Below are 26,775 nucleotides of genomic sequence, written 5' to 3' on the forward strand. Positions count from 1 at the left end.
ACATAGCTGACTTGGGGTATTATTAATTAATGTATACATTAACTTACTATCACTTTACTTATGGTATCATAAGTTTTGACGCTCAGACTTGATAGGTAAGAAAGTAGTGAAATACCCCGAAATACAGAAGACGTAAAATCATTGCTACTAGGATTTAAAACCGAGTTAAAGTTAAACCACATTCAACGGATAAACATAGTAAAACACTGTGGAGTAGTCCGTCATGCCTGGAATTGGGGATTATCTCTAACTAAACAAATCTTAGACCATAACCAAAATAATCCTCAAGAGAAAATCAAATTTCCTACAGCAATAGACCTACATAAATGGTTAGTAGCCTTAGTCAAACCGACGAATCAATGGTATTATGAATGTTCCAAATCAGCACCACAAGAAGCATTAAGGAATTTAAGAAAATCCTGGGATAGATGTTTTCAAAGAAAATCAAAAGATAGCGAATATCAGAAAAGATACATTACATAAGTTAACTACACTATTAGCCAAAAACCACGGTGTGATAGTGATAGAGGATTTGAATGTTTCTGGAATGTTAGCTAATCATAAACTAGCAAAGGCAATTTCCGATATGGGTTTTTATGAATTGAGGAGACAATTAGAGTATAAATGTCAACTGTACGGGACAAAATTAGTGATAGTTGATAGGTGGTTTCCTAGTTCTAAAACCTGCTCCCATTGTGGAGTAAAAAAAGAAACTCTCTCATTGAGTGAAAGAGTGTTTAAGTGTAATAGCTGCGGATTTGAGTGTGACAGGGATTTGAATGCAGCTATGAATCTCTCAAAAGCTGTCAGCTAGACAGTGTTAGCCTGTGGACTGAGTAGTGCCGACACTTTCAGGGTGAAGCAGGAAGTAAACGACACTCAAGAGTCAGCCTATTAGTAGATAAGTAGATTTGAGTAGGTTTTATATAGCGGTTAGTTATTCCCTAACCCCTGCTTAACTACCTTCGATACTCATCCCCACAGTCACCAATTAACTGATATAAATCCCGTGACTGCTGCGAAACCGCATTTATCTTTTCCACATCTTCTGCATCCAAACTCAACTCAAATACCCGCGCATTATCTACAATATGTTCTGCAATTCCTAACCTAGAACCGACAATTACACCTCCTACTGCTGGCTGATTTAAAATGTAATTCACAGCCACATTAGCAATACTCACTTGATGTTTATCGGCAATTTGTTTCAGGGTGGAAAGCAATTCTTGAAATAATCTCCAACCACCCCAAGCATCAATCATATTTTTGTATTTCTTCAAGCTGGTTGTATTCAAATCAAAACCCCGTGGTTCTGGTTGATTTAAATATTTTTCTGATAACAAACCACCGCACACACTACCATAAGTAAACAATTTAATATCATGTTCTTCACACAATTTAGCCATGTTTACCTGTGGTCTTCTGTCAACCAAAGAATACTGCACCTGGTTAGAAACAATCTTAATTCCTGCGTCGGTGATAATTTGCAAATGTTCCGTATCAAAATTAGTCAAAGCTAAATGTTTAATTTTGCCCTCGGTTTGCAATTCTGCCATATATTTGAGAGCATCTAAATAATTAGGGTCACGATATTCCCACCAATGGAACTGCATTAAATCCAATGATTTAACATCCATTCTACGCAGAGAAATATTAATATTTTCCTCTACTATTTGTTTCGTCATCTTTCCCGGACGGGGGACCCATTTTGTAAAAGCTTGAATATTATTAACCGCTTCTTCTCCACGAGTTGCGATTAACTGACGACGAAATTCACCAATAAAATCTTCTGCAGGTCCATAATGATCTGCTAAGTCCCAAGTCGTAAAACCAGCATCCACATATTGAAACATGGACTCAATAGCAGCTTTCTGGTTTATCCTTCCATGTCCTCCAGAAACTTGCCACATTCCATTTAAAAGTCGGCAAATCTTTAAATCAGAGGTAAATTGTAAATAACTTGTTTGCGGTAACATGATATTTTTGATGTTATTGTTTGTGTTATTGTTGATCTGATTATTTCCAGTTGTTTTCTGCTTGTTCCAAAACATAAGCTGCGACATTTTTAATTTCTTCCGTTGTCAACCTTTCTTTATAAGCTGACATATTACTTTTACCATTAGTAACTATGTTTGTAATCGCCTCTAAAGAATCCATACCATATTTTTTCAGAGCATTCTTTTTTAAATTCTTACCTCTTCTAATAATGTTACCACCATTGATATGACATCCAACACAATGCACGCTAAAAACTTCTGCCCCATTTTGGGTATTTAAAGCGTTAGCGGGTAAAGTAAAATTGATTATCCACAAACAGAAAGTGAATAATAACAAAGGTATGAGTTTTTTCATGGTTATAATGATTCAAAATCAGATGTAAACCCTGGAAAATTAGCGCATTTTTCTTGAAACTCCTCAGCATCACTGACATCTTCAATTTTATAAGCCATGATGCGAGTACCATCGGGCAGTTTTTTAGAAGATATCACTTCACCTCGATAATTTTGCGCCATTGTTTTAAACTCAGCACCATGAATTTTCCAAGCATCTCCCGAACAAGTGATATTTACACGCCACATAGTTAATTTCCAGAATTTCAACCCTGATTATTTATCATCTCATAATTGGTGACTTTGCACAAATCTAACTTTTGATTCGCTGTTTTCTATCTCCAGGATGTGTGTAGACAAAAAAATCATGAGTCATAATGACTATGTAGCATTATGATTATTATCAGGATTAACAATGACTAACAACATTAAAGAAAAAATCCAAGCAGATTTACAAGAAGCCAAAGCTACTGGACAATTAAGAACAGAAAACATTAGAGAAATTGTCAGAACCGCAGTTTCTCAAGTTTCTGCTGAAGTCAAAGAAGGTTCTAGTGACTTACGCACTTTAGTTAAAGATGCTGTTTCTACAGTAATTGAAAATCTCCAAGATAAAGGTAGCGAAATTAAAGAAGAAGTCACAGCTTCTATTGAAGGTGCTTTAGAAGGGGTGAATAGCAAAAGACATGAAGCGATTGTGAAAACCCAAACAGAACTCAAACAAATTCAGGCGAAATTAGATAACGAAGAAGAACAACTGCAACAAGAAGTTGAAGGAATGTTAGCAGAAATTCAGAATACAAGTCAAGAAAAATCAGATAGTATTAAAAATGCGATCGCCTCAGCAGTTAATACTATCCAAAATAGTGAGGAAGTCGCATTATTAAATAAACGCTACGCTCAATTACAGGCACAATTAGCCATTATTCGCGCTAATTTAGCCGCACGTTATGGCGGACGTTCTGTAGAAGTTAAAGAATATTTAGACGATGCCAAAACCTGGTATAATCAAACCCGTCCCCAAGCGGAAAATGTGACTACACAAGTAAAAGAAAAACATTCACAACTGGAAAATAAACTCAGTGAAGCAGGTGCAGCAATAGCGAAAAAAGAACGTCAATTAAAACAAAATTTGAGAGAGTTATTATTAGCAGCGGCTGATTTATTCAAAGATAAAGACTCTCATCAACAAAAAGCTAATGTCAAATAAAGTTGGTTCGTAGTAAGCGATTTATCGCTTTCTCAAGGGCTAAAGCAAAGACTCTCATCAACCAGAAGCTAATGTCAAATAAAGTTGGTTCGTAGTAAGCGATTTATCGCTTTCTCAAGGGCTAAAGCAAAGACTCTCATCAACCAGAAGCTAATGTCAAATAAAGTTGGTTCGTAGTAAGCGATTTATCGCTTTCTCAAGGGCTAAAGCCCTTACTACGAACTTTTATTTTCAACTGGTAAAACTTGAATTAATTGATAATTTTTAATACTATCAATGACGCGATAATTTTTATTATTTAACTTATCATATTTTGGTGTATAAATCCAAGCATAATTCAAAGCTGGTAATTGAGAAATTGACTCTACTTTTTGACCATGAATAGGAGTATAAAAATTAATCAAAACCGAATATTTATCATCGGATTTGACAAAAGCTACCGGATGATTTTGGAGAATTGACGCAATAGATTCTTGCTGAAAAAACATTCTAAATTCAGGGTTAAAATCTCCTAATAAACCTAAACTCCCAGCCGTAGCTAAAGATAACCAACTGGCAATTAACCAACCACCAACCCAGTAACGAGAAGTGAGAAATTTTTGCTGAAAATGATAACATCCAATCCAAATTAAAAGCACAATTAAACAACCTAAACCAGAAATTACCGCCAAAATTGCATACTTTTGAATATCAACAAAACCTGCAAATAAAACCACTACACCAGCTAAAATAAAGATAATTCCTAAAATACCAAATACATAACTAATATTTCGGTTAAGAGATGCTTTAACTTTAATAAAGTTACTAACTGTACTCGATTTTCTTTGTTGGTAATTTTTTCCCAACCAGTCTAAACCCACAGCGGCAAACATAGCAATAAAAGGATAAAGACAAAGACTATAATGAGAAAATCGAGTCAAAAATAAACTGATTTCTAAAAATAAAACAACAGGAAAACCCACTAATAATAATTGATAGCGAGGGATAGGTTTACGAATTACTAAAGCTAAACCTAAAAGGCTAAAAAAGAACCAAGGAAAAGATTTTAAAGGAATATTCCAAAAATAGAAAAATATATTATTTCCATGTTGTTCACGACTACCCAGTCGCACGACAAAATCCCACAACTGGCCAAAACTATCACCACCATAACGCTGCCAGCTAAACCATAACCAAACTAAAGTAGGAATAAATCCGACTAAAAACCCTACATATAACATCGGGTTGCTAAGATGATTATGACGGCGATTTTCTCCAATTAAATAAGGTAATAAAGCCACCATCGGCAAAAAAATCATAAAGCTTCTGAGCAAGAATCCTAAACCAAAACAGAAACCAAAAATAAAACCATCAATCAATCTATATTTTGGATAAAATTCAGAATTTAATAAACACAAAATACCTAAACACACTAATAGAATTGTAGGTACATCAGGTGCAGCTAAACGACAATATTGTAGCCAGAGAAATTCTACACTCAAGATAGCCGTCGATAGGTAAGCTAACTTTTTACCCAGCAATATTTTAGCTATTTCATATATCACAAATGTACAGACAATTCCCGCAATCATAGCAGGTATTCTGGCAGTGGTATCACTGACACCAAATAACTGATAAAAAACAGCAATTAACCAATAAAAACCAGGGGTTTTATGATGGGCATTTTCCCAAGGTGCTATCCAGTCACCAGAATCAAACATCAAACGCGCTCTTGTTGCATAAAGAGCTTCGTCATGTGCCATCAGGCTAGTTTCACCAGAAGTAAATAGCAATAAAGGTAGTAACCAAATTAACAAAAGAGCATAGTGTGATTTTGTCAATAAACGAATTTGCAGCCAGACATCTGTCAATAAAGGTGATTTATAGAACATTTAATTAATGATAATCATCAGTTGATCAGTAGATTGTGTAACAGTTTTGTTTTAAAATTAGTTCGGTTAGTATACACAATTCAAAATCAAAATACTCACCAAATTGACACAAATCAGGCAATTTTTTCTCACACAAACTCTCAAACAAATTTTATGCTGTTGCGACCAGAACAACGTCTCAAGTTAGATGACACCGATGATAAATTGTTTTATGACTACCCACGCTTTGTCACCCATGTTGATGAAGGCTTTATTCAACAATTAACAGATTTATATCGTCAGCGACTCCAACCGAACACGCGCATTTTTGATATGATGAGCAGTTGGGTGTCTCATCTACCAGAAGAAATAGAATTTGCTCATGTGGAGGGACATGGACTCAACGCCGAGGAACTATCACGCAATCCTCGACTGAACCATTATTTCGTGCAAAATCTCAACTCACAACCTCAGCTACCTTTGCCAGATCAAGATTTTGATGTTGTTGTCAATTGTGTTTCTGTCCAGTACATTCAATATCCAGAGGCTGTATTTTCCGAGATTCATCGCATTCTCAAACCTGGTGGTGTGGCTATTATCAGCTTTTCTAACCGGATGTTTTATCAAAAGGCGATTCAAATCTGGCGGGATGCCTCAGAAGCGTCTAGAGTTGAGCTAGTTAAGCGTTATTTTGCTTCAGTACCAGGGTTTTCTACTCCTGAAGTAGTTGTCAATAAATCAACAGCGCCGAATTTTTTACAATGGTTAGGTTTACCAGGAGGAGATCCCTTCTATGCGGTGATAGCTTATCGCGTGGAATCATAAATCTATCAAAAGATTCGTCATCTTCAATACCAATCATGATCAAATAGTAAATTTTTGACCGGAAAGACTAGACTAAGCAGATAATTACCTCAACCCTCAAGCATGGAAGGAGCAAAAACGTGATTTTATCTCGTGGGCGCAGGATTTTAGCCAGTTTATTACTATGTGTTTTATTGCTGACTACCGCTTGTGCGGAAAAAGCACCCAATCGTTTTGATCAGGTACAACAGGAAAGCACAAAACAAAAAAGCGGTCAGGCAGTTGTTAAAAATGCCACTCAGGGTAGTAAATTAAATGCTTTCTTTCCTGAAAGTGATGATGATTACGACCGAGTTTATACCCAAGAGAAAAAAGGCTTTTCAGAAGCGAATTTGAAAAAAGACGGTAAAGTTGTAGCGCAGTTAGCTATTTCTGATACTACCAGCACGCCCACAGTAGCATCAAAATATGCCAACAGTACCAAGAAAATTGAAGGTTATCCTGCTGTAGAAACAGGTAAAACTCAAACTTCGGTTTTGGTTGGTAAATATCAAGTCAAGGTAATTTCTAAAGATCCATTATTTAACGCTAGTGACAGGGAAGATTGGATTGAAAAATTCGATCTTGATGGTTTAGCTAAGTTGAAATAACCTCTAAGTTTTCCATATAGCAGTTACTACTGTCATGGAGATAATTTGTAATGGAGATAATTTCACCCTAGCTGATTACTAATTACTGACTGCTGACAGCTATAAAAAAAATATCAATCAGGAGATTTTTGTGAGTAAACCAATTTTTGAGTTAGTTGATGAATTACCAACCAGCGGTTTAACTGTTTCTATGTTGAACGCTTTGGATTTTATTGCTCCCGGTGAATGGCAAAATACTGTGGGTTTTGTCAATACTATTAAAACTGTGACTGGTGAAGATGATGAGGATCTAATTCAACAAATTGGTGAACGGGCAATTTATCTTTTTAATGATAAATCCCAAGGTTATCAAACTGCTTTATGGCTATATCAAACTGTTGATGGTACTGATAAAGCTTTAGGTGCAGCAGCTTTGGCTAATAAAGTTGGTGCAACCATACCCCTATTTGGTTTTTTAAACTCCTTAACTCCCAAAGCAGATAAAGCTCAAACTATTGATTTGACATTAAAAGTAGTCGCTGAATTAGTCGCTTTTTGTCAAATTAACGGTATTCCTGGTGATAGTATTGGCGATTTTGTTGGTGCTTTAGGTGAATATAGTGGTGAGTCAATGATCCGCATGGCAGCCTTGGTTGCTGTTGATGGTATCCTGCCTTTGGGTCCTGATTTCATTGAGAAATCATTAAGTTTTCTCAGTAACATGAATCCCCACGAGTTGGATCAAAACTCCACTTTCAAAGCAATGAGCAATTTTATCCCTGGTAGTAGCCCTGGTGGTAAACTAAACTTTATTGGTGAAAGTCTTGATTCTGTTAAAGGTTGGATGAATGGCTTAGTTTCTGCTAATGCTTTAACAGCACAGAAAGTTCTTGGTAACTTGAGCGGGTTTCTTGAATTTGCTGATGATAAATTAGACTATGTGGCGGCGTTTCTAGATGTGTCCACTAATTACTATGAACATACAGGAACTCAAACTTTAGCTCGACGTTTGATTGAACGCGCATTTGCAGAAATTTAACTAATTTTTGAGCCTAAATACAACTTGTAGTAGTGCCGAAAATCAATAAATGCAGCACTACTACAAACAGGTTTTCTATTAGTTTCTACTAATTACTTGTGGCTTCTAGAATCTATCGCCAGAAAAAACAGAAGTTAAGGGGAATAATGAAGGGATGCTAACTGGTTTTTACAGTTGCAGAGATCATTAATGTCACCTGTCACCTGTCACCTGTCACCTACTCTATTACTTGAAGCGAGAACGTTGTTGACGACGTTGCTTGTGTCTAGCTATGGCTTTACGCTTCTCTTTTTCTAAAGGTGTTTCAAAATGGCGATTCTTCCGCATATCTTGGAAAATTCCGGCTTTTGAAACTTCACGTTTAAATCTCCGCAAAGCTGATTCAATACCTTCATTTTCCCCTAAAACTACTTGTGTCATTCCTATTTCTCCTTTTTTGGTTTAACACATACAAACTAGAGTATAAAAATATCTCAGCAGAGTCAAACCCTGGGCTTTATCTGCTGGAGACTCTAGATTTCAAAGATTTAAAATTTCTTCAGAACAGGATTAATAACGGCGATCGCCTCCACGACCTCCACCAGAACGGCCACCGCCGCCACCCCAGCTTCCACGAGAAGAACCTCTTTCCTCACGGGGTCTAGCCTTGTTCACTTTTAAACCTCTCCCCATCCACTCAGCACCATCAAGTGCTTCAATAGCTGCTGTTTCTTCAGCTTCAGACGACATTTCCACAAAGGCAAAACCTCGTGGACGGCCTGTTTCCCTATCAGTCGGTAGCTGCACCGAGCTAACTGTCCCGTATTCAGCAAAAGCCAGTTTCAAATCTTCTGCTGTCACCTGATAGGACAAATTTCCAACATAAATCGACATAGATGGTCTCCCAAACCAGAGAGTGTAGAGAGTTAGATTCGGAGAGACGCATTTAAAACAAATTAAAACGACTTACTCAACCGAAAATAATCCTTATATCCGCGAGTATAGCACAGCCTTTGAATATGAACTCACATTGAGTAACATTTCTTCAGCCACCTATGGACTAGCTCCAACTGAATAGCAGACTAGCTACTGATGGAAGGCTGAAAGCTAAAAAATCATTAAGGATTTTAGGAATTGTCACTCTCATTTAGCGTAGTTTCTAATCATAGCATAACTCAAGTCTACATGGAAAAGAATTTATCTTTTGTGTCGGGACTTCATTTGGCCGCAAACTCAGTCAATATCTGCTCTGCTTTCTGACACAATATTTCATGATCTTGAGAACTACTAGCCAACAAACCGCCCCATTGGTTGATGTCACCAGTGTTATACTCTAATGGTCTGCCGTCAAAGTGAGTAAATTTACCACTAGCTTCTGTTAAAATTAATTCCGGTGCAGCCATATCCCAATCTTTAGGAGCAGATTTACCAGACAGGGAAATATAAACATCTGCCTGTTGTTCCACGATAGCAGCCACTTTACAACCTACACTACCAATGGCTTTTTGTTTTTGACAAGGTAAATTTTTGAGTAAATATTCTAACCTTTCATTGCGATGGGAACGACTAACAACCAAGATTAAATCTTCAAGTGCTTTAGCAGCAGCCACTTTCAAAGGACGAGAACCATTAACAGTTTCCACAAAAGTACCACCACCTTTAGTAGCATAATATATCTTTTCCGCTTCCGGTATTGCTACCACTGCTAAAATTGGCCTTGTGTTTTGCACTAAAGCAATATGTATTGCATATTCCCCAGTTTTATTAATAAAATCTCTTGTACCATCCAAAGGATCAATAATCCAAACTAACTCCCCAGGATATTTACCTTGTTGAGATTTATAAGTTTCTTCGCTGATATAACCAAAATTTTCATCAACAAATGCTGCCTGTAGGTGAGATAGGATATACTCACTCACAGCCTTATCAGCAATGGTTATGGGTTCATTTTGCTTATATTCTATTTCTAAGTTAGAGTTGTTAGCAGTTCCTTGATAATAGGAGCGCAGTAACTTAGCTGCACCCCAACCCACTTGACGGGTAATTTTAAGTATTTCTTGTAAGTTTGTCATTTGTTAGTTGAAACATGAAAAGCTTGAGGTGATAAATTCACCAAACATAACATAACATGAGTTCGTATAAATTTGTAAAACCTCTCTCCAAACCTTTCCCCGCCACGGAAAGAAGCTTTTCAATAATGGACAATTGACAATGAACAATTGACAATGAACAATTGACAATGAACAATTGACAATGAACAATTGAGAGGATGTTTTAAAAGTCGCTGATGGTGTATCAAATATTTATAGATCCCCCTAAATCCCCCTTGAAAAGGGGGACTTTGACTCTAGTTCCCCCCTTTTTAAGGGGGTTAGGGGGGATCAGGGGAGTGCCTAAAATCACGATCCAAAACTTTTCAAACACCCTCTGACATCTCCGAAAATGAATGTAGGGGCAATTCATGAATTGATCAGCCTGATTACTATTACTAAATAAATCAAAAATAGTCGGTTTTAAACGACTTCAGCTATCAGACAGGGAATTTATTCCCTGGCTTTAATGATTAGCTTTTATTACATGGCAAGCCTTTTTCCTCTGGGTTTTCACTAGGTAAGTCATACATTGTGGGTAAATTTTCCCACGGGGGAAGGGGTGGATTTGATTGTAAAATCTGGGGAGGGGAGAAATTTATAAATAGATTCAAGAAATTTTCCTGCCTTAATTCCCAGTTTAGTGACTATTATGATATATTGGTCTAAAAATACGCTAAACTCTGAAATATTCCCGGATTCAGGAGTTATACTCGTGCTTGATGACATTTTTCGCAAGAGACTACAAGATTTACAAGATCACCTTGAGCAAGACCGAGAATTACTCAAAGAATTTGAGAACGCATTGAGGGACGACGACGACATCCTCAGAGTTAGGAGGTATAAAAAACAAGTCAGAATCATCAAGAAATCTATTGCTAATTATACAGAACAATATCAAGAAATAGAACAAAAGTTGGCGGCAACTTCTGAACCTCAAATGCAGGTGGTAAAAAATCAATTGCAATTAATAGAAAGCCAAATAGATCAAATAGACGCAAAGTTAAATATTGTCCTTGTTAATCAGGATTCACTACTAAATCGTTATGATGCTGCTGAACAATCCATATTGAAAGTTATTATTGAGCAACTAAATCACACTCAATTAGTTCTGATAGAAAAGATGCTAGATGCCATAGAAACTAATCAAATATCTGAATCAGAAATGCTGCAAATGTTGGCAGTGTTAGAGGAACGTATACCTTCTTTACCACCAAGCAGTCAGCCAGCAGTTGCAGAAATTATTAAATCTCCTCAACTGGATGCAAAACATAAATTAGTAGTTTCTATGCCTATTGTTCCCTTTTTGATAAATTATGAAGGTGAATTAGAATTAGGCACTGGTTTTAATCTTCAGTCTACTTGGGATTACATTAAGAATAAATTACGGAGAGAATAGATTGTGAATTTGCGTCAACATTTGGAAGAGCAATTAGAAACAGATTTTGATTTACTCAAGCAGTATGAAGATAAATTACGCTTTGAATATGATCCGGGTCAACGTGGTAATTGGAATAGTCAAATCGCACAAATAAAACAACAAATTAGTAAGCGTCAGCAGGAATTACAAAACTTACTTCAATCTTCTTCAACTCCAGTTGCAAATCAATCTTTTATCGAAGATTTGGGTTTTGATGTCAAATTAGAAATGGTTTATATTTCTGGCGGGACATTTTTAATGGGCGCACCAGAAAGTGAAGAAGGTAGTAGTGATGATGAACGTCCCCAACACTATGTAACTGTGAAACCTTTTTACATGGGGAAATACACCATTACCCAGGAACAATGGGAAAAAGTAGTTTATTCCTGTCCCACTGTTAAGAACTGGCTAGACCCCCATCCGTCTTATTTTAAAGGTGATAAATTACCTGTAGAACAAGTATCTTGGCACGATGCCGTCGAATTTTGTGCTAGACTAAGTAAGAAGACAGGACGACAATATCGTTTACCCAGCGAAGCGGAATGGGAATATGCTTGTCGTGCTGGTTCGGCAAAACCTTTTGCTTTTGGTGACACAATCACCACAGATGTGGTAAACTATGATGGTAACTACACCTATGGTAATGCCTCCAAAGGAAAATATCGAGAACAAACAACAGCAGTAGGAAATTTTAAGCCCAACGCCTTTGGTTTATATGATATGCACGGCAATGTCTGGGAATGGTGCGCCGACACATGGCATCATAGCTATAATGGTGCGCCCAGTGATGGCAGTGCTTGGAAAAATGATAATGATAATCAATATCCTCTGCTGCGCGGTGGTTCGTGGAGCAACAACCCTCCTAACTGTCGTTCTGCCAATCGCAGCAGGGTTACCCCCGACAACCGTAACCGCAATGTGGGTTTTCGGGTGGTGTGCGGTGGTGCTGGCAGGACTTAGTAGCCCTTTACACTCTTGCCCTTTTGCCCTCTACCCTTCTTCTCTTTACTCTCTTCAAGCGGAACGAAGTGGAGCGATCAAATTTTTTTTAGATTTTTGGGTCTTTAGATTTTTGGGTCTTTAGATTTTTGGGTTTTTAGATTTTTGGGTCTTTAGATTTTTAAGCAGCCTGAGTTACTTAATGTAACAAAAACTTTTACAGCCTTGGTTTGATTTATAATAACATATAAATCTGAATCTGTAAATCAGATTCCTAAAGCTATTTATTTCTCTTGCTCAAACAAGAGGATAGAGAAGGGGCAGGCAATTCCGACTGCTGCGCGGTGGTTCGTGGAACAACAACCCTCAAAACTGTCGTTCTGCCAATCGCAACAGGAATACCCCCGACAACCGTAACAACAATGTGGGTTTTCGGGTGGTGTGCGGTGGTGCTGGCAGCACTCTCTTGTACCAGAACTGGCGGATGGGAATTCGTCGGGCGTGTCAAAAGAGAGTCCAGACCTGTCCCTGTGATGTTGGTGACAGCATCCAAACATAAAACTGGTTTGGGTAGCTTGGTAGGTGTCAAAACCGAAGACTTACCCAGCCTTAAAAAGCAAGGAGTCAGGAGTCAGGAGTCAGAATAGAAGAGAAAATCAACCATTAGCTTTTAAATTTCCTTTCCAAAAAAGCAATTATTTCTCGCCATGCAGATGTCGCTGCTTCCGCATCATAACGATAACCGTCATCTCTCATAAAAGTATGTTCCGCTTCATAACAGAAATATTGATGAGGTATTTTCGCAGTTTCTAAACCATTAATAATAGTATGTCTATCTTGTTCAGGAATGTGGGGATCTTGAGTACCAAAAATTAACAACATTTCGCCTTTAATTTCTGCAAACCTGTGAATAGTATCCGCCACACCTTTACCTAATTTACCGATAGGAATACCTGTAGGATAACAAGAAACACAAGCTTTGATTTCACTTTCAAAAGCTGCCCTAAATGCTAAATGTCCACCAATACAAAAACCCAAAGTTCCAATTTTTTCACTAATAACTGATTTCTCATTTTTCAGCCAATTAATGACAGCGCGGGTATCATTGTCATATTCAGAAATTAATGTTTTGCGTGCGTTATCATTACCGCGCATTCTCCCTAGATCATCAGGTTCAATAACAGCACCTATGGGTTCAATACGGTGAAAAATTTCCGGTGCGGCGACAACATAACCAAAACCAGCTAAATAATTAACTAAGCGAATTATAGCATCACCTAATTGATAAATATCACTGTAAAAAACAATTCCCGGATATTTACCTTCTGCTTTAGGAGATGCGACATAAACCCGCATTAAACTATCATCTACTCTTAATTCGATATTGCGTTTTACAATTTGCATTTTTTGATTTTTTGGTAATGTGTTAATTTGTAATTCTTCAGGTTTTATAATAATCAGTAAATTTTTCAGATACCCTAATTCTTCAAAAAGTCCAGGATCTAAAACCGATTTGGAGAGGTCTATTCTAAAAATGCTACAAAACTCTTAACTCCTCCCCCCGCAAAAACTCATCACAGGTAAGATGACACCAACTCAGCAAACCATTACACTAAACAATGGTGTAAATACTACCGGAGTTGAAAATGACATTAGCCAGCACTCCCAAACTAAAGCCTTTAACAGACACAGAATTACAAAAAATTAACGCTTATTGGCGTGCAGCAAACTATCTCTCAGTGGGACAAATATACCTCCTCGACAACCCCCTACTGAAAGAACCCCTCAAACAAGACCACGTAAAACCCCGTTTATTAGGACATTGGGGAACTACACCCGGACTGAACTTTATTTACGTCCACCTCAACCGCATCATTAAAAAATACGACCTCAACACCATCTACATCGCAGGACCCGGACATGGTGGACCCGGACTTGTAGCCAACACCTACTTAGAAGGAACATACAGCGAATATTACCCGAACATTTCCCAAGATGCAGAGGGAATGCAAAAACTATTTAAGCAATTTTCCTTTCCGGGTGGTATTCCTAGTCACGTAGCTCCAGAAACACCAGGTTCTATCCATGAAGGGGGAGAATTGGGGTATGCTTTAGTACACGCCTTTGGTGCTGCTTTTGATAACCCAGACCTGTTAGTAGCTGCGGTTGTGGGTGACGGGGAAGCGGAAACCGGCGCACTAGCAACCAGTTGGCATTCTAACAAGTTCCTCAACCCGGTTACTGATGGGGCGGTTTTACCGATCCTACATTTGAATGGTTATAAAATTGCTAACCCCACCGTATTAGCACGGTTGCCCAAGGACGAATTAGAAAGCCTGTTTATCGGTTATGGGTATAAACCTTACTTTGTGGAAGGTGCTGATCCGGCGGATGTCCATCAACAAATGGCAGCAACTTTAGATACCATAGTTACCGAAATTCAAGGTATCCAAAGAGAAGCGCGGGTACATGGGTTTACAAAACGCCCACAATGGCCAATGATTATTTTAAAAACGCCTAAAGGTTGGACAGGACCAAAGGAAGTAGACGGGAAGAAAACAGAAGACTATTGGCGATCGCACCAAGTCCCCTTTAGTGATATAGCTGGTAAACCGGAACATCTGAAACTGTTAGAAGACTGGATGAAGAGTTACAAACCAGAAGAACTCTTTGACGCAAACGGAAAACTCATTCCCGAACTTGCAGAACTCGCACCCACAGGCCAGCGACGCATGGGAGACAACCCCCACGCAAACGGCGGTATCTTACTCCGGGATCTAAAAATGCCAGACTTTTGCAACTATGCAGTAGCAGTCCCCAAACCCGGTACTGTTAACGCTGAAGCAACAAAAGTTACTGGCAAATTTTTACGGGATGTGATGAAAGAAAACCTAGAAAGCAAGAACTTCCGAGTTTTTGGACCCGATGAAACCGCATCCAACCGTATTGATCCAGTATTAGAAGTCACTGACAGAACTTGGATGGCGGAAACCCTCCCCGAAGATGATCATTTATCACCCACCGGTCGGGTAATGGAAATGCTCAGTGAAACCAACTGTCAAGGATGGTTAGAGGGATATTTGCTAACAGGAAGACATGGTTTCTTCTCCTGTTATGAAGCATTTATTCATATCATTGACTCCATGTTTAACCAACACGCTAAATGGTTAAAAACAACTCGTCATATTTCTTGGAGAAGACCAATAGCGTCTTTAAATTATCTTCTCACTTCCCACGTTTGGCGACAAGATCATAACGGTTTTTCTCACCAAGATCCTGGTTTTTTAGATCATGTAGTTAACAAAAAAGCCGACGTTATTCGTGTTTATCTTCCACCCGATGCTAACACTTTATTATCAGTAACCGACCATTGTTTAAGAAGTCGCAACTATGTAAATGTAATTGTGGCTGGAAAACAACCAGCACTACAATATTTAGACATGGATGCAGCCATAAAACACTGTACCAAAGGTTTAGGAATTTGGGAATGGGCAAGTAATGATCAAGACGGTGAACCCGATGTAGTCATGGCCTGTGCGGGGGATATTCCCACCTTAGAAACCCTAGCTGCTGTGGATATTTTAAGACAAAATTTCCCAGAATTAAAAGTGCGGGTAGTGAACGTTGTAGACTTGATGACATTACAACCAAAAAGTGAACATCCTCACGGTTTAAGCAGCAAAGATTTTGATAGTATCTTTACCACAGATAAACCAATTATCTTTGCATTTCATGGTTATCCTTGGTTAATTCATCGTCTCACATATCGCCATACAAACCACAAAAATCTTCACGTTCGTGGATACAAAGAAGAAGGTACAACTACCACACCTTTTGATATGGTGGTAATGAATGATTTAGATCGTTTCCATTTAGTAATGGATGTAATTGATCGTGTACCAAAATTGGGTTATAAAGCCGCTTATGTGAAACAAAAATTACAAGATAAATTGATTGAACATAAGCAATACATCGAGAAACACGGTGAAGATATGCCAGAAATTAGAGACTGGAAATGGCCTTATTAAACTATAACAACTAAATAACTCCAGATCCCCGACTTCTTCAAGACATCGGGGATTTTATTTTGATCAAAGTTATGAATTATTTGTTATAATACTATTAAATAACCTTTGAGGTTAATTAATATGACACAGGAATTAATAGACTTGAGAAATAGTATTTTAGCAGGACGTTATCAAGATGCGTTAGCAATTGTAGATGAGTTAGAGGGGATGAGTAAACAGGCAATTTTAAGGAATATTCAATCATTTTTAAGGGTGTTATTAATACATTTGATTAAAAATCAAATCGAACAAAGATTAACAAATTCTTGGGTAGCTTCTATTCGTAATTCCTTGGTAGAAATCAAAAAAATCAATCTTAAAGAAAACAAAAAATCCTATTACATCAATAAAGATGAATGGGATACATGGTTACAGGAAGAAATAGAAGCAGCTATTTCTGATGCAAGTATAGAAGTTGCAAATGGTATGTATACCCCATTTCAACTAGCGGAAATTGTTGATAAACAACAAATTATAAATGAAGCTCATAATTTATTACAATTAACATATAATTATCCCAGTAGTGAATTAACGGGAATTATTAATAATGCTGTGATACAGTTCCCCGGTGGTGAAAATTGGAAATTAGGTAACAGCTAAGAGGTGATAAAAAATGACACAGGAATTAATAGACTTGAGAAATAGTATTTTAGCGGGAAGATATGAAGATGCTTTGGCAATTGTAGATGAGTTAGAGGGGATGAGTAAACAGGCAATTTTAAGGAATATTCAATCATTTTTAAGGGTGTTGTTAATACACTTGATTAAAAATCAAATAGAACAACGGTTAACAAATTCTTGGGTTGTATCTATTCGTAACGCTTTAGTAGAAATCAAAAAAATCAATCTTAAGGAAAACAAAAAATCCTATTACATCAATAAAGACGAATGGGAGAATTATTTAGAAGAAGAAATAGAATTAGCAATAGGTGATGCAAGCGTAGAAGTTTTAAATGGTATCTACACTGAATTTCAACTAGCAGAAATAGTAGATAAAAATAACATAATTTCCACTGCTTTAAATTTTCTAGAATTGACTTATGTACATTCCGTAAAAGACTTACCAAAAGCGATGACAGAAATTATTATTAAATTACCTGGTAGTGAAAAATGGCAATAAATGTATGAATTATCTCTAATATCTGCGTTAATCTGCGTGTATCTGCGTTTAAAAACAGACTCCAAAATATACCGTGTAGTAATACCCGTACAAAATAATTACCTAAATATTGACAATAACGATAGGAATAGGTGTCTTTAATAAGGTAGGATGAAACTTAACACAAAGTAAAAATACCTTACTAGAGAATTATCATGACAGTCGCTGCAACTTTTGATTTAGATAGCTTAAATCAGAAATTTGAAACCGCTACCCCTACAGAGATTTTAGCTTGGTCTGTGGAAAACATCCCCACAGGGTTAGTACAAACCAGCGCGTTTAACGTTGATGACATCATCCTCACCCACATTTTATATACTGTACTCAAGCATCCAGTACCCGTTATCTTCCTAGATACTCTGTATCACTTCAAAGAAACTTTAGAATTAGTTGCTAAAGCAAAAGACCTATATAACCTAGATTTAAAAACCTACAAAGCACCTGATGTAGACACCCGTGAAGCTTTTGCGGCTAAGTACGGTGAAGCATTATGGGATACAGATATTATCAAATTCCACGACGTTACTAAAATTGAACCTTTAACACGCGGTTTAAATGAATTAAACACAGTTGCATGGATTACAGGTCGTCGTCGTGACCAAGCTGTTACTCGTGCGAATATGCCTGTGTTTGAATTAGACAACCAAGGACGTTTAAAAATTAATCCTTTAGCTGCTTGGACTCGTAAACAAAGCTGGGCTTATGTTGCAGAACACAAAGTAATTTATAATCCTTTGCATGATCAAGGATATCCTAGCATTGGTGATGAACCTATTACTACTAAAGTAGGTGAAGGTGAAGATGAACGCGCTGGACGTTGGAGAGGAACTGGTAAGACTGAGTGTGGTATTCACATTTAGTTTTTAGTTAAAGATCCCCGACTTCTGAGATAATTTATAGCATAAATGAGAAGATTGATCAAAGAAGTCGGGGATCTAAAATTTTGCATTTGTCTGAATCAGGATGTCCAGGATTATAGGATTTTCAGGATGTTTTTTGATGATGGTTTGTGGGGATATTAGGATTTTCAGGATGTTTTTTGATGATGGTTGTTCAATGATTATCAACTATCTATAAATTACCATCCTGTAAATCCTTTAATCCTGGTTATCCTGATTCTGACAAAATGCAACTTTCATCACCAACGAACTATCTAAAAATTACTATCCTGTAAATCCTTTAATCCTGGTTATCCTGATTCTGACAAATACAACTTTCATCACCAACGAACTATCTAAAAAAGACCATCCTGTAAATCCTTTAATCCTGGTTATCCTGATTCTGACAAATACAACTTTCATCACCAACGAACTATCTAAAAAAGACCATCCTGTAAATCCTTTAATCCTGGTTATCCTGATTCTGACAAATGCAAACAGATAAACACAGATAAAAATTAAAACCTTTTACCTCTGTCTCCTCTGTGTCTGAAATGATTCGCTATCATAAAACCTATAGAAAATCTCTATTAAACCCTCTTACCTTCGTGTCCTTTGCGTTCTTTGCGGTTCGTTTCAAAAAAAATCCCACTCAGCAACATGATCAAAATCCTACACCTTTCAGACATCCACATAGGAAGCGGTTTCTCCCACGGCCGCATCAACCCCACCACAGGCTTAAATACACGATTAGAAGATTTTGTCAATACCCTATCTTTATGTATTGATCGCGCTTTATCAGAACCAGTAGATATGGTGATTTTTGGAGGTGATGCTTTTCCCGATGCCACACCCGCACCCTACGTACAAGAAGCATTTGCTAGTCAGTTCCGCCGCCTTGTAGATGCCAATATTCCTACAGTTTTATTAGTTGGTAATCATGACCTACATTCCCAAGGTGTGGGCGGTGCAAGTCTCAATATTTACCGTACTCTTGGCGTTCCTGGTTTCGTCGTTGGTGATACTTTAACTACCCATCATATCCACACCCGTAACGGTAAAGTACAAGTTATTACCCTTCCTTGGTTGACTCGTTCTATGTTGATGACTCGTAAAGAAACAGCGGGTTTATCTATGGCTGAAGTCAATCAACTTTTAACGGAACGCTTAGAAGTAGTTTTAGAAGGAGAAGTGAGAAAACTTGATCCTGATGTACCTACCGTGCTTTTAGCCCATTTAATGGCTGACAATGCGATGTTAGGTGCAGAACGTTTGTTAGCTGTGGGCAAGGGTTTTACTTTGCCTATTTCTTTATTAACACGACCATGTTTTGATTATGTTGCTTTAGGTCATGTTCACTATCATCAAAATCTAAATAAATCTAATGATCCACCGGTGATTTATCCTGGGAGTATTGAACGGGTTGATTTTAGTGAGGAGAAGGAAGATAAAGGTTATGTGATGGTAGAGTTGGAAAAAGGTAATGTAGAGTGGGAATTTTGTTCTTTACCTGTGCGGACATTTCGTACTATTGAGGTAGATTTATCTAAAAGTGATGATCCGCAGGAAGTTTTGTTGAAGGCAATATCCAAGTATAATCTTGAAGAAACTGTAGTTAGGTTAATCTATAAATTGCGTTCTGAACAATTAGATTTAATAGAAAATTCCGCAATTCATAAAGCTTTAAATACAGCACATACTTATACAATTCAACCAGAATTAGTTAGTCAATTAGCTAAACCTCGGATTCCTGAATTAAGCGCCAGTAGCAGTATAGATCCGATGGAAGCTTTAAGAACTTATTTAAATAATCGGGATGATTTAAAAGATATTGCTGCATCTATGTTAGAAGCAGCAGAAAATCTCTTAGTGGAAGAAATTTATTGAACACAAACTGGATCATCCCAAATGTGTAAATTTATTTTTATCTATGGAAATAATATGCACCAAAGCTGAATATGATTGAACCGCAAAGGGCGCAAAGGACACAAAGGTAAGAGGGTTGATCGAGAGTTTTTGGTGTGGCTGTGTTTATTTTTTTCAACATTGGGATGCTCCCACACAAACTGCAATTTATCTGCCAAAATTCAACTAAAAACCTTCCCCTCTATTCAATCTTTCTTCATGTTTGGTAATTACCCACAGTGCATGAATACTACCAGGAAGCCAACCTAACAAGGTTAACAAAATGTTAATTATCAAAGTTATACCTACACCTTCTGTCAGAAATACTCCCACAGGAGGTAAGAATAAACCAAGCAGCAAACGAGTTAATTTCATGAGATAATTCCTACTTTTTCAAAACTACTTACTTTCTTTAATTTAAGATTCAGTCGTGATTTGACTATTATTGCCTTGTAACTCCAGATTTTTTTCTGCAAAGTATTTATTGATGAAGGTATTAGCCAAAGATAGAACTACTGGAGCGAGAATAAAAGCAATAATTCCTTGTACTCTAAACCCAGGAACTAAAACTGATGCTAACCAAAAACAAATTCCATTAACTACTAAAGAAAATCCACCGAAAGTTACATAAGTCAATGGTAAAGATAGGGAGGAAATAATTGGTTTAATTGAACCATTAATTACACCAATTACTAACCCTGCAATTAAAGCTGCGGGAAAATTGGCAATCCTCACACCAGGAAAGATGATATCGACAATTAACAAGCTTAATGCTGTTGCGAGTGCGGTTAAGAATGTCGCCCACATTATTTTTACCTCTGTAACTGCTACTTTTATTTTTAAAGAATTTTGCAGTTTTCACATCTGTTGATGGATAGGATTGAGGTATGTCGAAAGGAGGATTTTTTGCACGCAGAGGCGCAGAGTCGCAGAGAGAATTAGATTCTTTCTTTGCGTCTACCCTGCGGGATCTCCTGACGGAGATTGCGTCTTTGCGTGAGGGTTAATTCTATTGTTTTACTGCTTTCATGGATAAACCAATGCGTTTTAATTTTTCGTTCACTTCTAACACTCTGACTTTTACTACTTGTCCAACTTTAACTATTTTCTTAGGATCATCTACAAATCTATCTGCAAGTTGGGATATGTGAACTAAACCATCTTGATGTACTCCGATATCAACAAATGCACCAAAGTTAGCAACATTTGTGATTATTCCTTCTAGTTCCATTCCCTCTTTTAAGTCGCTAATTTCTTTTATTCCTTCTTTGAAGGTTGCATACTTAAATTCTGCACGGGGATCTCTTCCTGGTTTTTCTAGTTCGTTGAGAATGTCACGCAGTGTGGGTTCTCCAATGGTGTCAGTTACGTATTTTTTGAGGTTGGTTTTTTTCAGGTTTTCGGCTATTTGTGTTACCTGTTTTAATGGTACTTGTAAATCTTTAGCGATCGCCTCTACTACAGGATAACTTTCTGGGTGAACTGCGGTGTTATCTAAGGGGTTTTCTCCATCTCTAATTCTTAAAAAACCTGCTGCTTGTTCAAATGCTTTGAGTCCTAATTTCGCTACTTTTAACAGTTGTTTGCGATTTTTGAATGCGCCATTTTGGTTGCGATAAGCAATAATATTGTTAGCAACTGTGGGGGTAATTCCTGAAACAAAGGTTAGCAATTCTTTGGATGCGGTGTTTAAATCTACTCCCACATAATTCACACAACTTTCTACTGTTTCATCGAGTTTCTTTTTCAGCAATTTTTGATCAACATCGTGTTGATATTGTCCTACACCAATTGATTTGGGGTCAATTTTTACTAATTCTGCTAGGGGATCTTGTAATCTTCTCCCGATACTAATTGCACCTCTGACGGTAACATCTAAATCAGGAAATTCTGCAAGTGCAACTTTGCTGGCTGAATATATGGAAGCACCAGATTCATTGACTATAACTTTAACCGGTTTTCTTTCACAAGTTGTTAATACTTCTGTTACAAATTCATCGGTTTCACGGGATGCTGTTCCGTTACCAATGGCGATTAATTCAATGTTGTATTTTTCGATTAATTTCTTTAGTGTTTGTGCTGCTTTTTGTCGTTGTTCTGCTGCTTGATGAGGGAATACAGCTTGATATTCTAAGAATTTACCAGTTTGATCCAAAACTGCAACTTTGCAACCTGTTCTAAAACCTGGATCTACAGCTAAAGTTGGTTTCATTCCCGCAGGTGCAGATAATAATAATTCCCGCAAATTAGCTTCAAAGGTTTTGATTGATTCTATATCAGAATAAGTTTTCTTTTCAGAAATTACTTCACTGATAAGTGAGGTTTTCATCAAGCGGTTAAAGGCATCTTTTAACATTGCTTGATAAAAGTCTCTGATATTTCTAACTTTGGTTTTAATTTCTTGGGATTCTAAATAAGAAAGTACAAAATCTTCATCAAAATCAATGTCAAAATTTAAGATTTTTTCCGCTTCCCCCCGACACAAAGCCAACATATTATGAGGGGCAATATTTTTGACTTTGATTTGATAATTGCGGTACATTTCAAATTTGGTTGTACCTTCAGGATGTTCTTCTTTAATACGGGAAACAAACACCCCTTCAGCTAAGAAATAATCCCGCAGATAGGCACGTAATTCAGCTTTTTCTGCTACTTCTTCAGCTAAAATATCTGATGCGCCTTTTAATGCTTCCTCTGCATTTTTTACGCCTTTTTCTTCAGAAATATATTTTGCTGCTTCTGTTTCTAAGTCAGCACCTACGCCATTTTTCACATTTAATGATTTAATAAATGCTGCTAAAGGTTCTAGTCCTTTCTCTCTAGCGATAGTTGCACGAGTGCGGCGTTTTGGTTTGTATGGTAAGTATAAATCCTCAAGTTCTGTTTTTTGCAGACAAGATTCGATTTTCTCTTTTAGTTCTTCTGTGAGTTTACCTTGTTCGGTAATCGCATTTAAAATTACTTGCTTTCTTTCTTCTAATTCTGTTACGTATGTATGTCTATCAGATAATTCCCGCAATTGCACTTCGTTCATTTCTCCAGTGCGTTCTTTGCGATACCGTGCAATAAAGGGAATTGTCGCACCTTCAGCGAAAAGTTCCAGTGCGTTCTGCACCTGACGGGGTTTGAGTTCTAGTTCTGTTGCTAGTAATTGCGGAATGTTCAACATTCGATTTTTTAGTTAAAAATGCTACTTCAAAATTTAATATGCTTGCTCAATATGTGAGTACAAGCTTGTAAATGGCATAATATACCCAATTATATAATTTAAACTGTTTCCTATCCTCAGTTTAAGCTTTGTTCAAGAAAAATATTGTAAAATTCTTGTAAAGGAAACATACGTAAGTGTATAATCAATCCTTATTATCAACATAGGTTGAATCTATGGATTTCAACTATGAGGCTGTTAGTTCAGGATTTGGTAAAATGCCTTTGTTTTTTCTGATTCCATTACTTACTGGGTTAGTTACTGGTTATTTTTGGAACAAACATAATGATGAAGTTGCTTGTATTTCAGGTGTATTGACGGCTGTAACGCTGATTTTGAGCCTGATTGTTGCACCTTGGCAAATTCAGTTAAGTTTGTTAGTTTTTGTACTTTTTCTTTCTAACAAGTTGTTGAAGAAATTTTATTAAACGGCTCAGAATTCAGGAGTCAGGAGTCAGGAGTCAAAATATTTAGGGCTTGTGGTAAAAAAGTAGTAATGCGACTCTACTCTTTTCCCTTGTCATAACGACAATTTTTAACGCCCACTTATTTAGTTACCAATTACCAATTACCCATTACCAATTACCAATTACCAATTACCAATTATGAATTAATTTCCCCTCTCACTAAAATTACTGTACTATCAACACCAGAAGCAATATTTTCAGGAATATTACCGTGAATTGCTTGTTGTAGTAAACCCTCACGAGAAGCACCCAAAACTACAACATCAAAATCTTCTTTCTTGACTAAATTAATTACCCCTTCAGTAACAGAATCAGCTTCTATAGGTGTTGCAAAAACATTACTATGTAAATTGCGATGTCGGATTAACTGACGAGTATATTCTTCTAAAAATTGCATATTAGGTTTTAATTCCGATGGTTTAAATACTTGAGTGAGGCGAATTTCTGGCTCATTTCCTAATGTGACTAAAGCTGGTAATAATTTAATAGCTATAGGTGCATTTGGTCCCCCTGCCATTGGTACTAACCAACGGTTAAAATAGGGATGTTTTAAATAATTACCTAACTTAACGACAACTACATCACAGGTAGCTTGACGAATTATAGTATCAACAACAGTACCAAAAATGCGTCCTGGGGTGGAAGTATTTCCTTTCCAACCCATGAAAGTTAAATCTATATGACGTTCTTTAATTGTTTCTAAAATGGCTTGGGCGACATCATGGGCGACTCTTATTTGTGTATGAATGGGAATATCCCATTTTTTGGCTAAAGCTTCTGCTTTGTTAAGTAAACGACGACTTTTAGTAGTTCTAACTTTTGTTTCTGAGGGGGAACTGTTACGGGATACTAAAATAATTTGTAAACACTCTAATTCATAATGGCGATCGCGGGCAATAGTAGCAGCCATTTTTAAAATAGTTTCTGCTGTATCTGGGTTAGCAAGTGTAACTAATAATCTACCTCTACCAATATTAGGCGATCGCGTCTGATAAACAACATAAGATGGTTCTGGTTGTGGTCCAGTAACGCCATTTTTACAGTTCAGACGATCTGCTTCTGCTCTAATAATATCTGCACGAGTAATAATACCAATCAGTTTTTGTTTTTCTACCACTGGTAAACGACTAATTTGATAACGATCCAGTAAATACAGTACATCACTCAAGGTTTGTGTCGGCTTAACTGTGATTGGTTTTGGTGTCATTATTTCCCTTAAAACTGTATGCTGGAAGGGGTAAATATTTTGTATATCTGATTGAGTAATAATTCCCACTAATTGATTTTTTTCTACCACTGGAAAACCCCGATGATGAGAACGAGAAAAGGCTTGAATTGATTCTTCTATAGACATTTCTGCCTCTAGAGTTTCTACCCGTTGCTGCATTACATCCTGGGCTTTTAATTCTGTTAATACCCCTTCAAGTGGAACATTTTTTTGTAGTTTGATCCCATTCAATTGTAAAAGTTTTTCATACAGTGAACCAGGTAAAACTTGATCGGCAACTAAATAAGAGGTGACAGAAACAATCATCAAAGGTAATACAAGATTGAAATCTGTTGTCATTTCAAAAATAATGACAATAGCTGTCATTGGAACTTTAGAAACGGCGCTAAAAAATCCCCCCATTCCTGCTAAAGCGTAGGTAGTCGGAGAACCAAAACCCCACAGTTGAAACTCACAAACTCCAACTATATGACCTAAACAAGAACCTAAAATTAAACTGGGTGCAAATAATCCTCCTGGTGCGCCAGAACCAAAAGCAATTAATGTTAAAATAAATTGAGTAATAAAAGTGATAATTGCTAACAAAAGATTCGGTTGACTAGCAATCATATACTCCCGCAAACCAGCATTATCACGATAATATTCTGGGAGTAAAGCCACAATTAAACCCGAAATCAAGCCAGCTAAAGCCACTCTTAAAGATAAGCTAATGTGTAATCTCCGATAAGTTTTAATACTGAATATTAAACCGTGATTAAATACAGCACCTAGCAACCCTGCCAACACACCCAACAATAAAAATATAGGAATTTCTTGCAGGGAGAATCTGCTAGAATAGTTCATTAATTCCAGGTTTAGTTGCAAACTTCCACCACCTAATAATCGGGAAATTACACCACCGATAAAACAGGCAATAATGGCAGTTCCTAAAGTTAGTCCTGATAAATCTTGGAGTAATTCTTCAATAATAAATAATACCCCAGCAATAGGGGCATTAAAAGCAGCGGATAAACCTGCTCCCGCACCTGCGGCGATCATTTGGCGACGATGTTCTGGAGAAGTGGGAAAAATGCGACTCATTCCGGCCGCTAAACCTGCACCCACTTGCACCGTGGGACCTTGTCTTCCTAATGTGATACCTGAACCCAAGGCAATGATAGCACTGAGTAACTTAATCAATGCCACCCGCCAGGATAACTTAATAGGAATATTGGCAAGACTAGCTTTAACTTGAGGAATACCACTACCAGCTGCTTCTGGTGCTAACCTTTGCACCAACCAACCAGCTAAAAAGCCAAAACTCATCCCAATTAAAGGTAAAGTTAGCCAAGCTGGTAAAATTTGGGTACTGTGAACTCGCCATGTTCCTAACCAACCTGAACCTTGTTTGAGTAATACTGCTGATAAAGCTGCAATAATTCCTATCGCACAAGCTTCAACATTGGCATAGCCCATTGAAGATATTGTTAAACTTTTTTTGGACTGCCACAAGTTGCGAAAACGCTGGGTTAGTATGTCCGGGGAAATCATAATTTAAAATTTAACATTCAATATTCAATATTCAAAATTGAAA

Annotated in this window: 27 protein-coding genes and 1 pseudogene; 15 read left to right on the forward strand and 13 right to left on the reverse strand. The window is 37.2% G+C overall.

Annotation, left to right across the window (positions count from 1 at the left end; translation table 11 throughout):
• Positions 1–141 precede the first annotated feature (141 nt).
• Together K2F26_RS24885 and K2F26_RS24890 are read left to right on the forward strand one after the other, a co-directional pair.
• Positions 142–483 carry a helix-turn-helix domain-containing protein gene (locus tag K2F26_RS24885; RefSeq protein ID WP_246605389.1) on the forward strand — a complete coding sequence of 114 codons (342 nt, stop codon included), beginning with the start codon at positions 142–144 and terminating at the stop codon, positions 481–483.
• Positions 461–814 carry an RNA-guided endonuclease InsQ/TnpB family protein gene (locus K2F26_RS24890; protein WP_246605616.1) on the forward strand — a complete coding sequence of 118 codons (354 nt, stop codon included), beginning with the start codon at positions 461–463 and terminating at the stop codon, positions 812–814. Before K2F26_RS24885 ends, K2F26_RS24890 begins: the two co-directional genes overlap by 23 nt.
• Before the next feature lie 145 nt (positions 815–959).
• On the opposite strand, the gene K2F26_RS16095 is transcribed toward K2F26_RS24890, so the two are convergent.
• The 3 genes from K2F26_RS16095 to K2F26_RS16105 are packed head-to-tail and all read right to left on the reverse strand — an operon-like array spanning position 960 to position 2,579.
• Positions 960–1,979: an aldo/keto reductase gene (locus K2F26_RS16095; protein WP_220611911.1), complete on the reverse strand. Its 1,020-nt coding sequence runs from the start codon at positions 1,977–1,979 to the stop codon at positions 960–962.
• Between the two features lie 37 nt (positions 1,980–2,016).
• Positions 2,017–2,352, reverse strand: a complete 336-nt coding sequence (petJ, locus tag K2F26_RS16100; protein ID WP_194058972.1) for a cytochrome c6 PetJ — start codon at positions 2,350–2,352, stop codon at positions 2,017–2,019.
• 2 nt (positions 2,353–2,354) lie between these two features.
• Positions 2,355–2,579 (reverse strand): hypothetical protein, encoded by a 225-nt coding sequence (locus tag K2F26_RS16105; protein ID WP_096565963.1) that lies wholly within the window; start codon positions 2,577–2,579, stop codon positions 2,355–2,357.
• A gap of 166 nt (positions 2,580–2,745) precedes the next feature.
• On the opposite strand from K2F26_RS16105, the gene K2F26_RS16110 reads away from it, so the two are divergent.
• On the forward strand, positions 2,746–3,540 hold the full coding sequence (locus tag K2F26_RS16110) for a histidine kinase (RefSeq protein ID WP_220608617.1): 795 nt from the start codon (positions 2,746–2,748) through the stop codon (positions 3,538–3,540).
• 215 nt (positions 3,541–3,755) lie between these two features.
• Here the strand turns inward: K2F26_RS16110 and K2F26_RS16115 are convergent, their stop codons facing one another.
• Entirely contained in the window at positions 3,756–5,411 is a 1,656-nt protein-coding gene (locus K2F26_RS16115) for an ArnT family glycosyltransferase (protein ID WP_220608618.1), read from the reverse strand.
• 153 nt (positions 5,412–5,564) lie between these two features.
• On the opposite strand from K2F26_RS16115, the gene K2F26_RS16120 reads away from it, so the two are divergent.
• From K2F26_RS16120 to K2F26_RS16130, 3 genes are all read left to right on the forward strand, one after another.
• Positions 5,565–6,215 (forward strand): class I SAM-dependent methyltransferase, encoded by a 651-nt coding sequence (locus tag K2F26_RS16120; protein ID WP_220608619.1) that lies wholly within the window; start codon positions 5,565–5,567, stop codon positions 6,213–6,215.
• Positions 6,216–6,334: 119 nt separating this feature from the next.
• Positions 6,335–6,844 (forward strand): hypothetical protein, encoded by a 510-nt coding sequence (locus K2F26_RS16125; protein WP_220608620.1) that lies wholly within the window; start codon positions 6,335–6,337, stop codon positions 6,842–6,844.
• A 130-nt stretch (positions 6,845–6,974) separates the two neighbouring features.
• Positions 6,975–7,862 carry a hypothetical protein gene (locus tag K2F26_RS16130; protein WP_220608621.1) on the forward strand — a complete coding sequence of 296 codons (888 nt, stop codon included), beginning with the start codon at positions 6,975–6,977 and terminating at the stop codon, positions 7,860–7,862.
• A 225-nt stretch (positions 7,863–8,087) separates the two neighbouring features.
• Here the strand turns inward: K2F26_RS16130 and rpsU are convergent, their stop codons facing one another.
• From rpsU to K2F26_RS24895, 4 genes and pseudogenes are all read right to left on the reverse strand, one after another.
• Positions 8,088–8,282: a 30S ribosomal protein S21 gene (gene rpsU, locus K2F26_RS16135; RefSeq protein ID WP_013192888.1), complete on the reverse strand. Its 195-nt coding sequence runs from the start codon at positions 8,280–8,282 to the stop codon at positions 8,088–8,090.
• Positions 8,283–8,411: 129 nt separating this feature from the next.
• Positions 8,412–8,735, reverse strand: a complete 324-nt coding sequence (gene rbp / locus K2F26_RS16140; RefSeq protein ID WP_220608622.1) for an RNA-binding regulator — start codon at positions 8,733–8,735, stop codon at positions 8,412–8,414.
• 323 nt (positions 8,736–9,058) lie between these two features.
• Positions 9,059–9,913 carry a 3'(2'),5'-bisphosphate nucleotidase CysQ family protein gene (locus tag K2F26_RS16145; RefSeq protein ID WP_220608623.1) on the reverse strand — a complete coding sequence of 285 codons (855 nt, stop codon included), beginning with the start codon at positions 9,911–9,913 and terminating at the stop codon, positions 9,059–9,061.
• Positions 9,914–10,419: 506 nt separating this feature from the next.
• Positions 10,420–10,533 (reverse strand): annotated as a pseudogene (locus K2F26_RS24895) (Uma2 family endonuclease); the annotation flags it as partial.
• A 113-nt stretch (positions 10,534–10,646) separates the two neighbouring features.
• Between K2F26_RS24895 and K2F26_RS16150 the strand changes: the two are divergent.
• The 3 genes from K2F26_RS16150 to K2F26_RS25465 all read left to right on the forward strand — a co-directional run bounded on the left by K2F26_RS16150 (position 10,647) and on the right by K2F26_RS25465 (position 12,937).
• Complete coding sequence (locus K2F26_RS16150) at positions 10,647–11,330, forward strand: hypothetical protein (protein WP_220608624.1); 684 nt, start codon at positions 10,647–10,649, stop codon at positions 11,328–11,330.
• Positions 11,331–11,333: 3 nt separating this feature from the next.
• On the forward strand, positions 11,334–12,311 hold the full coding sequence (locus tag K2F26_RS16155; RefSeq protein ID WP_437441035.1) for an SUMF1/EgtB/PvdO family nonheme iron enzyme: 978 nt from the start codon (positions 11,334–11,336) through the stop codon (positions 12,309–12,311).
• Between the two features lie 272 nt (positions 12,312–12,583).
• Positions 12,584–12,937 carry a hypothetical protein gene (locus K2F26_RS25465; RefSeq protein WP_437441036.1) on the forward strand — a complete coding sequence of 118 codons (354 nt, stop codon included), beginning with the start codon at positions 12,584–12,586 and terminating at the stop codon, positions 12,935–12,937.
• Between the two features lie 16 nt (positions 12,938–12,953).
• On the opposite strand, the gene K2F26_RS16165 is transcribed toward K2F26_RS25465, so the two are convergent.
• Entirely contained in the window at positions 12,954–13,694 is a 741-nt protein-coding gene (locus K2F26_RS16165) for a dienelactone hydrolase family protein (RefSeq protein ID WP_220608625.1), read from the reverse strand.
• 242 nt (positions 13,695–13,936) lie between these two features.
• Between K2F26_RS16165 and K2F26_RS16170 the strand changes: the two genes are divergently transcribed.
• The 5 genes from K2F26_RS16170 (at position 13,937) to sbcD (ending at position 20,281) form a co-directional block, all read left to right on the forward strand.
• A complete protein-coding gene (locus K2F26_RS16170) occupies positions 13,937–16,318 on the forward strand; it encodes a phosphoketolase family protein (RefSeq protein ID WP_220608626.1) in 2,382 nt (793 codons plus the stop codon).
• Between the two features lie 120 nt (positions 16,319–16,438).
• Positions 16,439–16,957 (forward strand): DUF29 family protein, encoded by a 519-nt coding sequence (locus tag K2F26_RS16175; RefSeq protein ID WP_220608627.1) that lies wholly within the window; start codon positions 16,439–16,441, stop codon positions 16,955–16,957.
• 13 nt (positions 16,958–16,970) lie between these two features.
• A complete protein-coding gene (locus K2F26_RS16180; RefSeq protein ID WP_220608628.1) occupies positions 16,971–17,477 on the forward strand; it encodes a DUF29 family protein in 507 nt (168 codons plus the stop codon).
• Positions 17,478–17,671: 194 nt separating this feature from the next.
• Entirely contained in the window at positions 17,672–18,376 is a 705-nt protein-coding gene (cysH, locus tag K2F26_RS16185) for a phosphoadenosine phosphosulfate reductase (RefSeq protein ID WP_194059931.1), read from the forward strand.
• Between the two features lie 678 nt (positions 18,377–19,054).
• Positions 19,055–20,281, forward strand: coding sequence for an exonuclease subunit SbcD (gene sbcD, locus K2F26_RS16190; RefSeq protein WP_220608629.1), 1,227 nt, complete (start codon positions 19,055–19,057; stop codon positions 20,279–20,281).
• Between the two features lie 204 nt (positions 20,282–20,485).
• Here sbcD and K2F26_RS16195 read toward each other — a convergent pair whose 3' ends face one another.
• The 3 genes from K2F26_RS16195 to K2F26_RS16205 form a co-directional block, all read right to left on the reverse strand.
• Positions 20,486–20,674: a YqaE/Pmp3 family membrane protein gene (locus K2F26_RS16195; RefSeq protein ID WP_096566007.1), complete on the reverse strand. Its 189-nt coding sequence runs from the start codon at positions 20,672–20,674 to the stop codon at positions 20,486–20,488.
• Positions 20,675–20,716: 42 nt separating this feature from the next.
• Positions 20,717–21,106, reverse strand: a complete 390-nt coding sequence (locus tag K2F26_RS16200; protein ID WP_220608630.1) for a phage holin family protein — start codon at positions 21,104–21,106, stop codon at positions 20,717–20,719.
• 202 nt (positions 21,107–21,308) lie between these two features.
• Positions 21,309–23,468, reverse strand: coding sequence for a Tex family protein (locus K2F26_RS16205; protein ID WP_220608631.1), 2,160 nt, complete (start codon positions 23,466–23,468; stop codon positions 21,309–21,311).
• Between the two features lie 215 nt (positions 23,469–23,683).
• On the opposite strand from K2F26_RS16205, the gene K2F26_RS16210 reads away from it, so the two are divergent.
• Complete coding sequence (locus tag K2F26_RS16210) at positions 23,684–23,935, forward strand: hypothetical protein (RefSeq protein ID WP_437441037.1); 252 nt, start codon at positions 23,684–23,686, stop codon at positions 23,933–23,935.
• Between the two features lie 175 nt (positions 23,936–24,110).
• Here the strand turns inward: K2F26_RS16210 and K2F26_RS16215 are convergent, their stop codons facing one another.
• Positions 24,111–26,732, reverse strand: a complete 2,622-nt coding sequence (locus K2F26_RS16215; RefSeq protein ID WP_220608632.1) for a chloride channel protein — start codon at positions 26,730–26,732, stop codon at positions 24,111–24,113.
• Between the last annotated feature and the right edge of the window lie 43 nt (positions 26,733–26,775).

The organism is Sphaerospermopsis torques-reginae ITEP-024, assembly GCF_019598945.1.
GTDB lineage: Bacteria > Cyanobacteriota > Cyanobacteriia > Cyanobacteriales > Nostocaceae > Sphaerospermopsis.

Bases quoted from the DNA above. Each gene is read 5' to 3' on its own strand.
- petJ (WP_194058972.1), bottom strand. From the start codon at position 2,352: ATGAAAAAACTCATACCTTTGTTATTATTCACTTTCTGTTTGTGGATA.
- K2F26_RS16105 (WP_096565963.1), bottom strand. From the start codon at position 2,579: ATGTGGCGTGTAAATATCACTTGTTCGGGAGATGCTTGGAAAATTCAT.
- K2F26_RS16110 (WP_220608617.1), top strand. From the start codon at position 2,746: ATGACTAACAACATTAAAGAAAAAATCCAAGCAGATTTACAAGAAGCC.
- K2F26_RS16115 (WP_220608618.1), bottom strand. From the start codon at position 5,411: ATGTTCTATAAATCACCTTTATTGACAGATGTCTGGCTGCAAATTCGT.
- K2F26_RS16120 (WP_220608619.1), top strand. From the start codon at position 5,565: ATGCTGTTGCGACCAGAACAACGTCTCAAGTTAGATGACACCGATGAT.
- rpsU (WP_013192888.1), bottom strand. From the start codon at position 8,282: ATGACACAAGTAGTTTTAGGGGAAAATGAAGGTATTGAATCAGCTTTG.
- rbp (WP_220608622.1), bottom strand. From the start codon at position 8,735: ATGTCGATTTATGTTGGAAATTTGTCCTATCAGGTGACAGCAGAAGAT.
- K2F26_RS16145 (WP_220608623.1), bottom strand. From the start codon at position 9,913: ATGACAAACTTACAAGAAATACTTAAAATTACCCGTCAAGTGGGTTGG.
- K2F26_RS16165 (WP_220608625.1), bottom strand. From the start codon at position 13,694: ATGCAAATTGTAAAACGCAATATCGAATTAAGAGTAGATGATAGTTTA.
- K2F26_RS16170 (WP_220608626.1), top strand. From the start codon at position 13,937: ATGACATTAGCCAGCACTCCCAAACTAAAGCCTTTAACAGACACAGAA.
- K2F26_RS16175 (WP_220608627.1), top strand. From the start codon at position 16,439: ATGACACAGGAATTAATAGACTTGAGAAATAGTATTTTAGCAGGACGT.
- K2F26_RS16180 (WP_220608628.1), top strand. From the start codon at position 16,971: ATGACACAGGAATTAATAGACTTGAGAAATAGTATTTTAGCGGGAAGA.
- cysH (WP_194059931.1), top strand. From the start codon at position 17,672: ATGACAGTCGCTGCAACTTTTGATTTAGATAGCTTAAATCAGAAATTT.
- sbcD (WP_220608629.1), top strand. From the start codon at position 19,055: ATGATCAAAATCCTACACCTTTCAGACATCCACATAGGAAGCGGTTTC.
- K2F26_RS16195 (WP_096566007.1), bottom strand. From the start codon at position 20,674: ATGAAATTAACTCGTTTGCTGCTTGGTTTATTCTTACCTCCTGTGGGA.
- K2F26_RS16200 (WP_220608630.1), bottom strand. From the start codon at position 21,106: ATGTGGGCGACATTCTTAACCGCACTCGCAACAGCATTAAGCTTGTTA.
- K2F26_RS16205 (WP_220608631.1), bottom strand. From the start codon at position 23,468: ATGTTGAACATTCCGCAATTACTAGCAACAGAACTAGAACTCAAACCC.
- K2F26_RS16210 (WP_437441037.1), top strand. From the start codon at position 23,684: ATGGATTTCAACTATGAGGCTGTTAGTTCAGGATTTGGTAAAATGCCT.
- K2F26_RS16215 (WP_220608632.1), bottom strand. From the start codon at position 26,732: ATGATTTCCCCGGACATACTAACCCAGCGTTTTCGCAACTTGTGGCAG.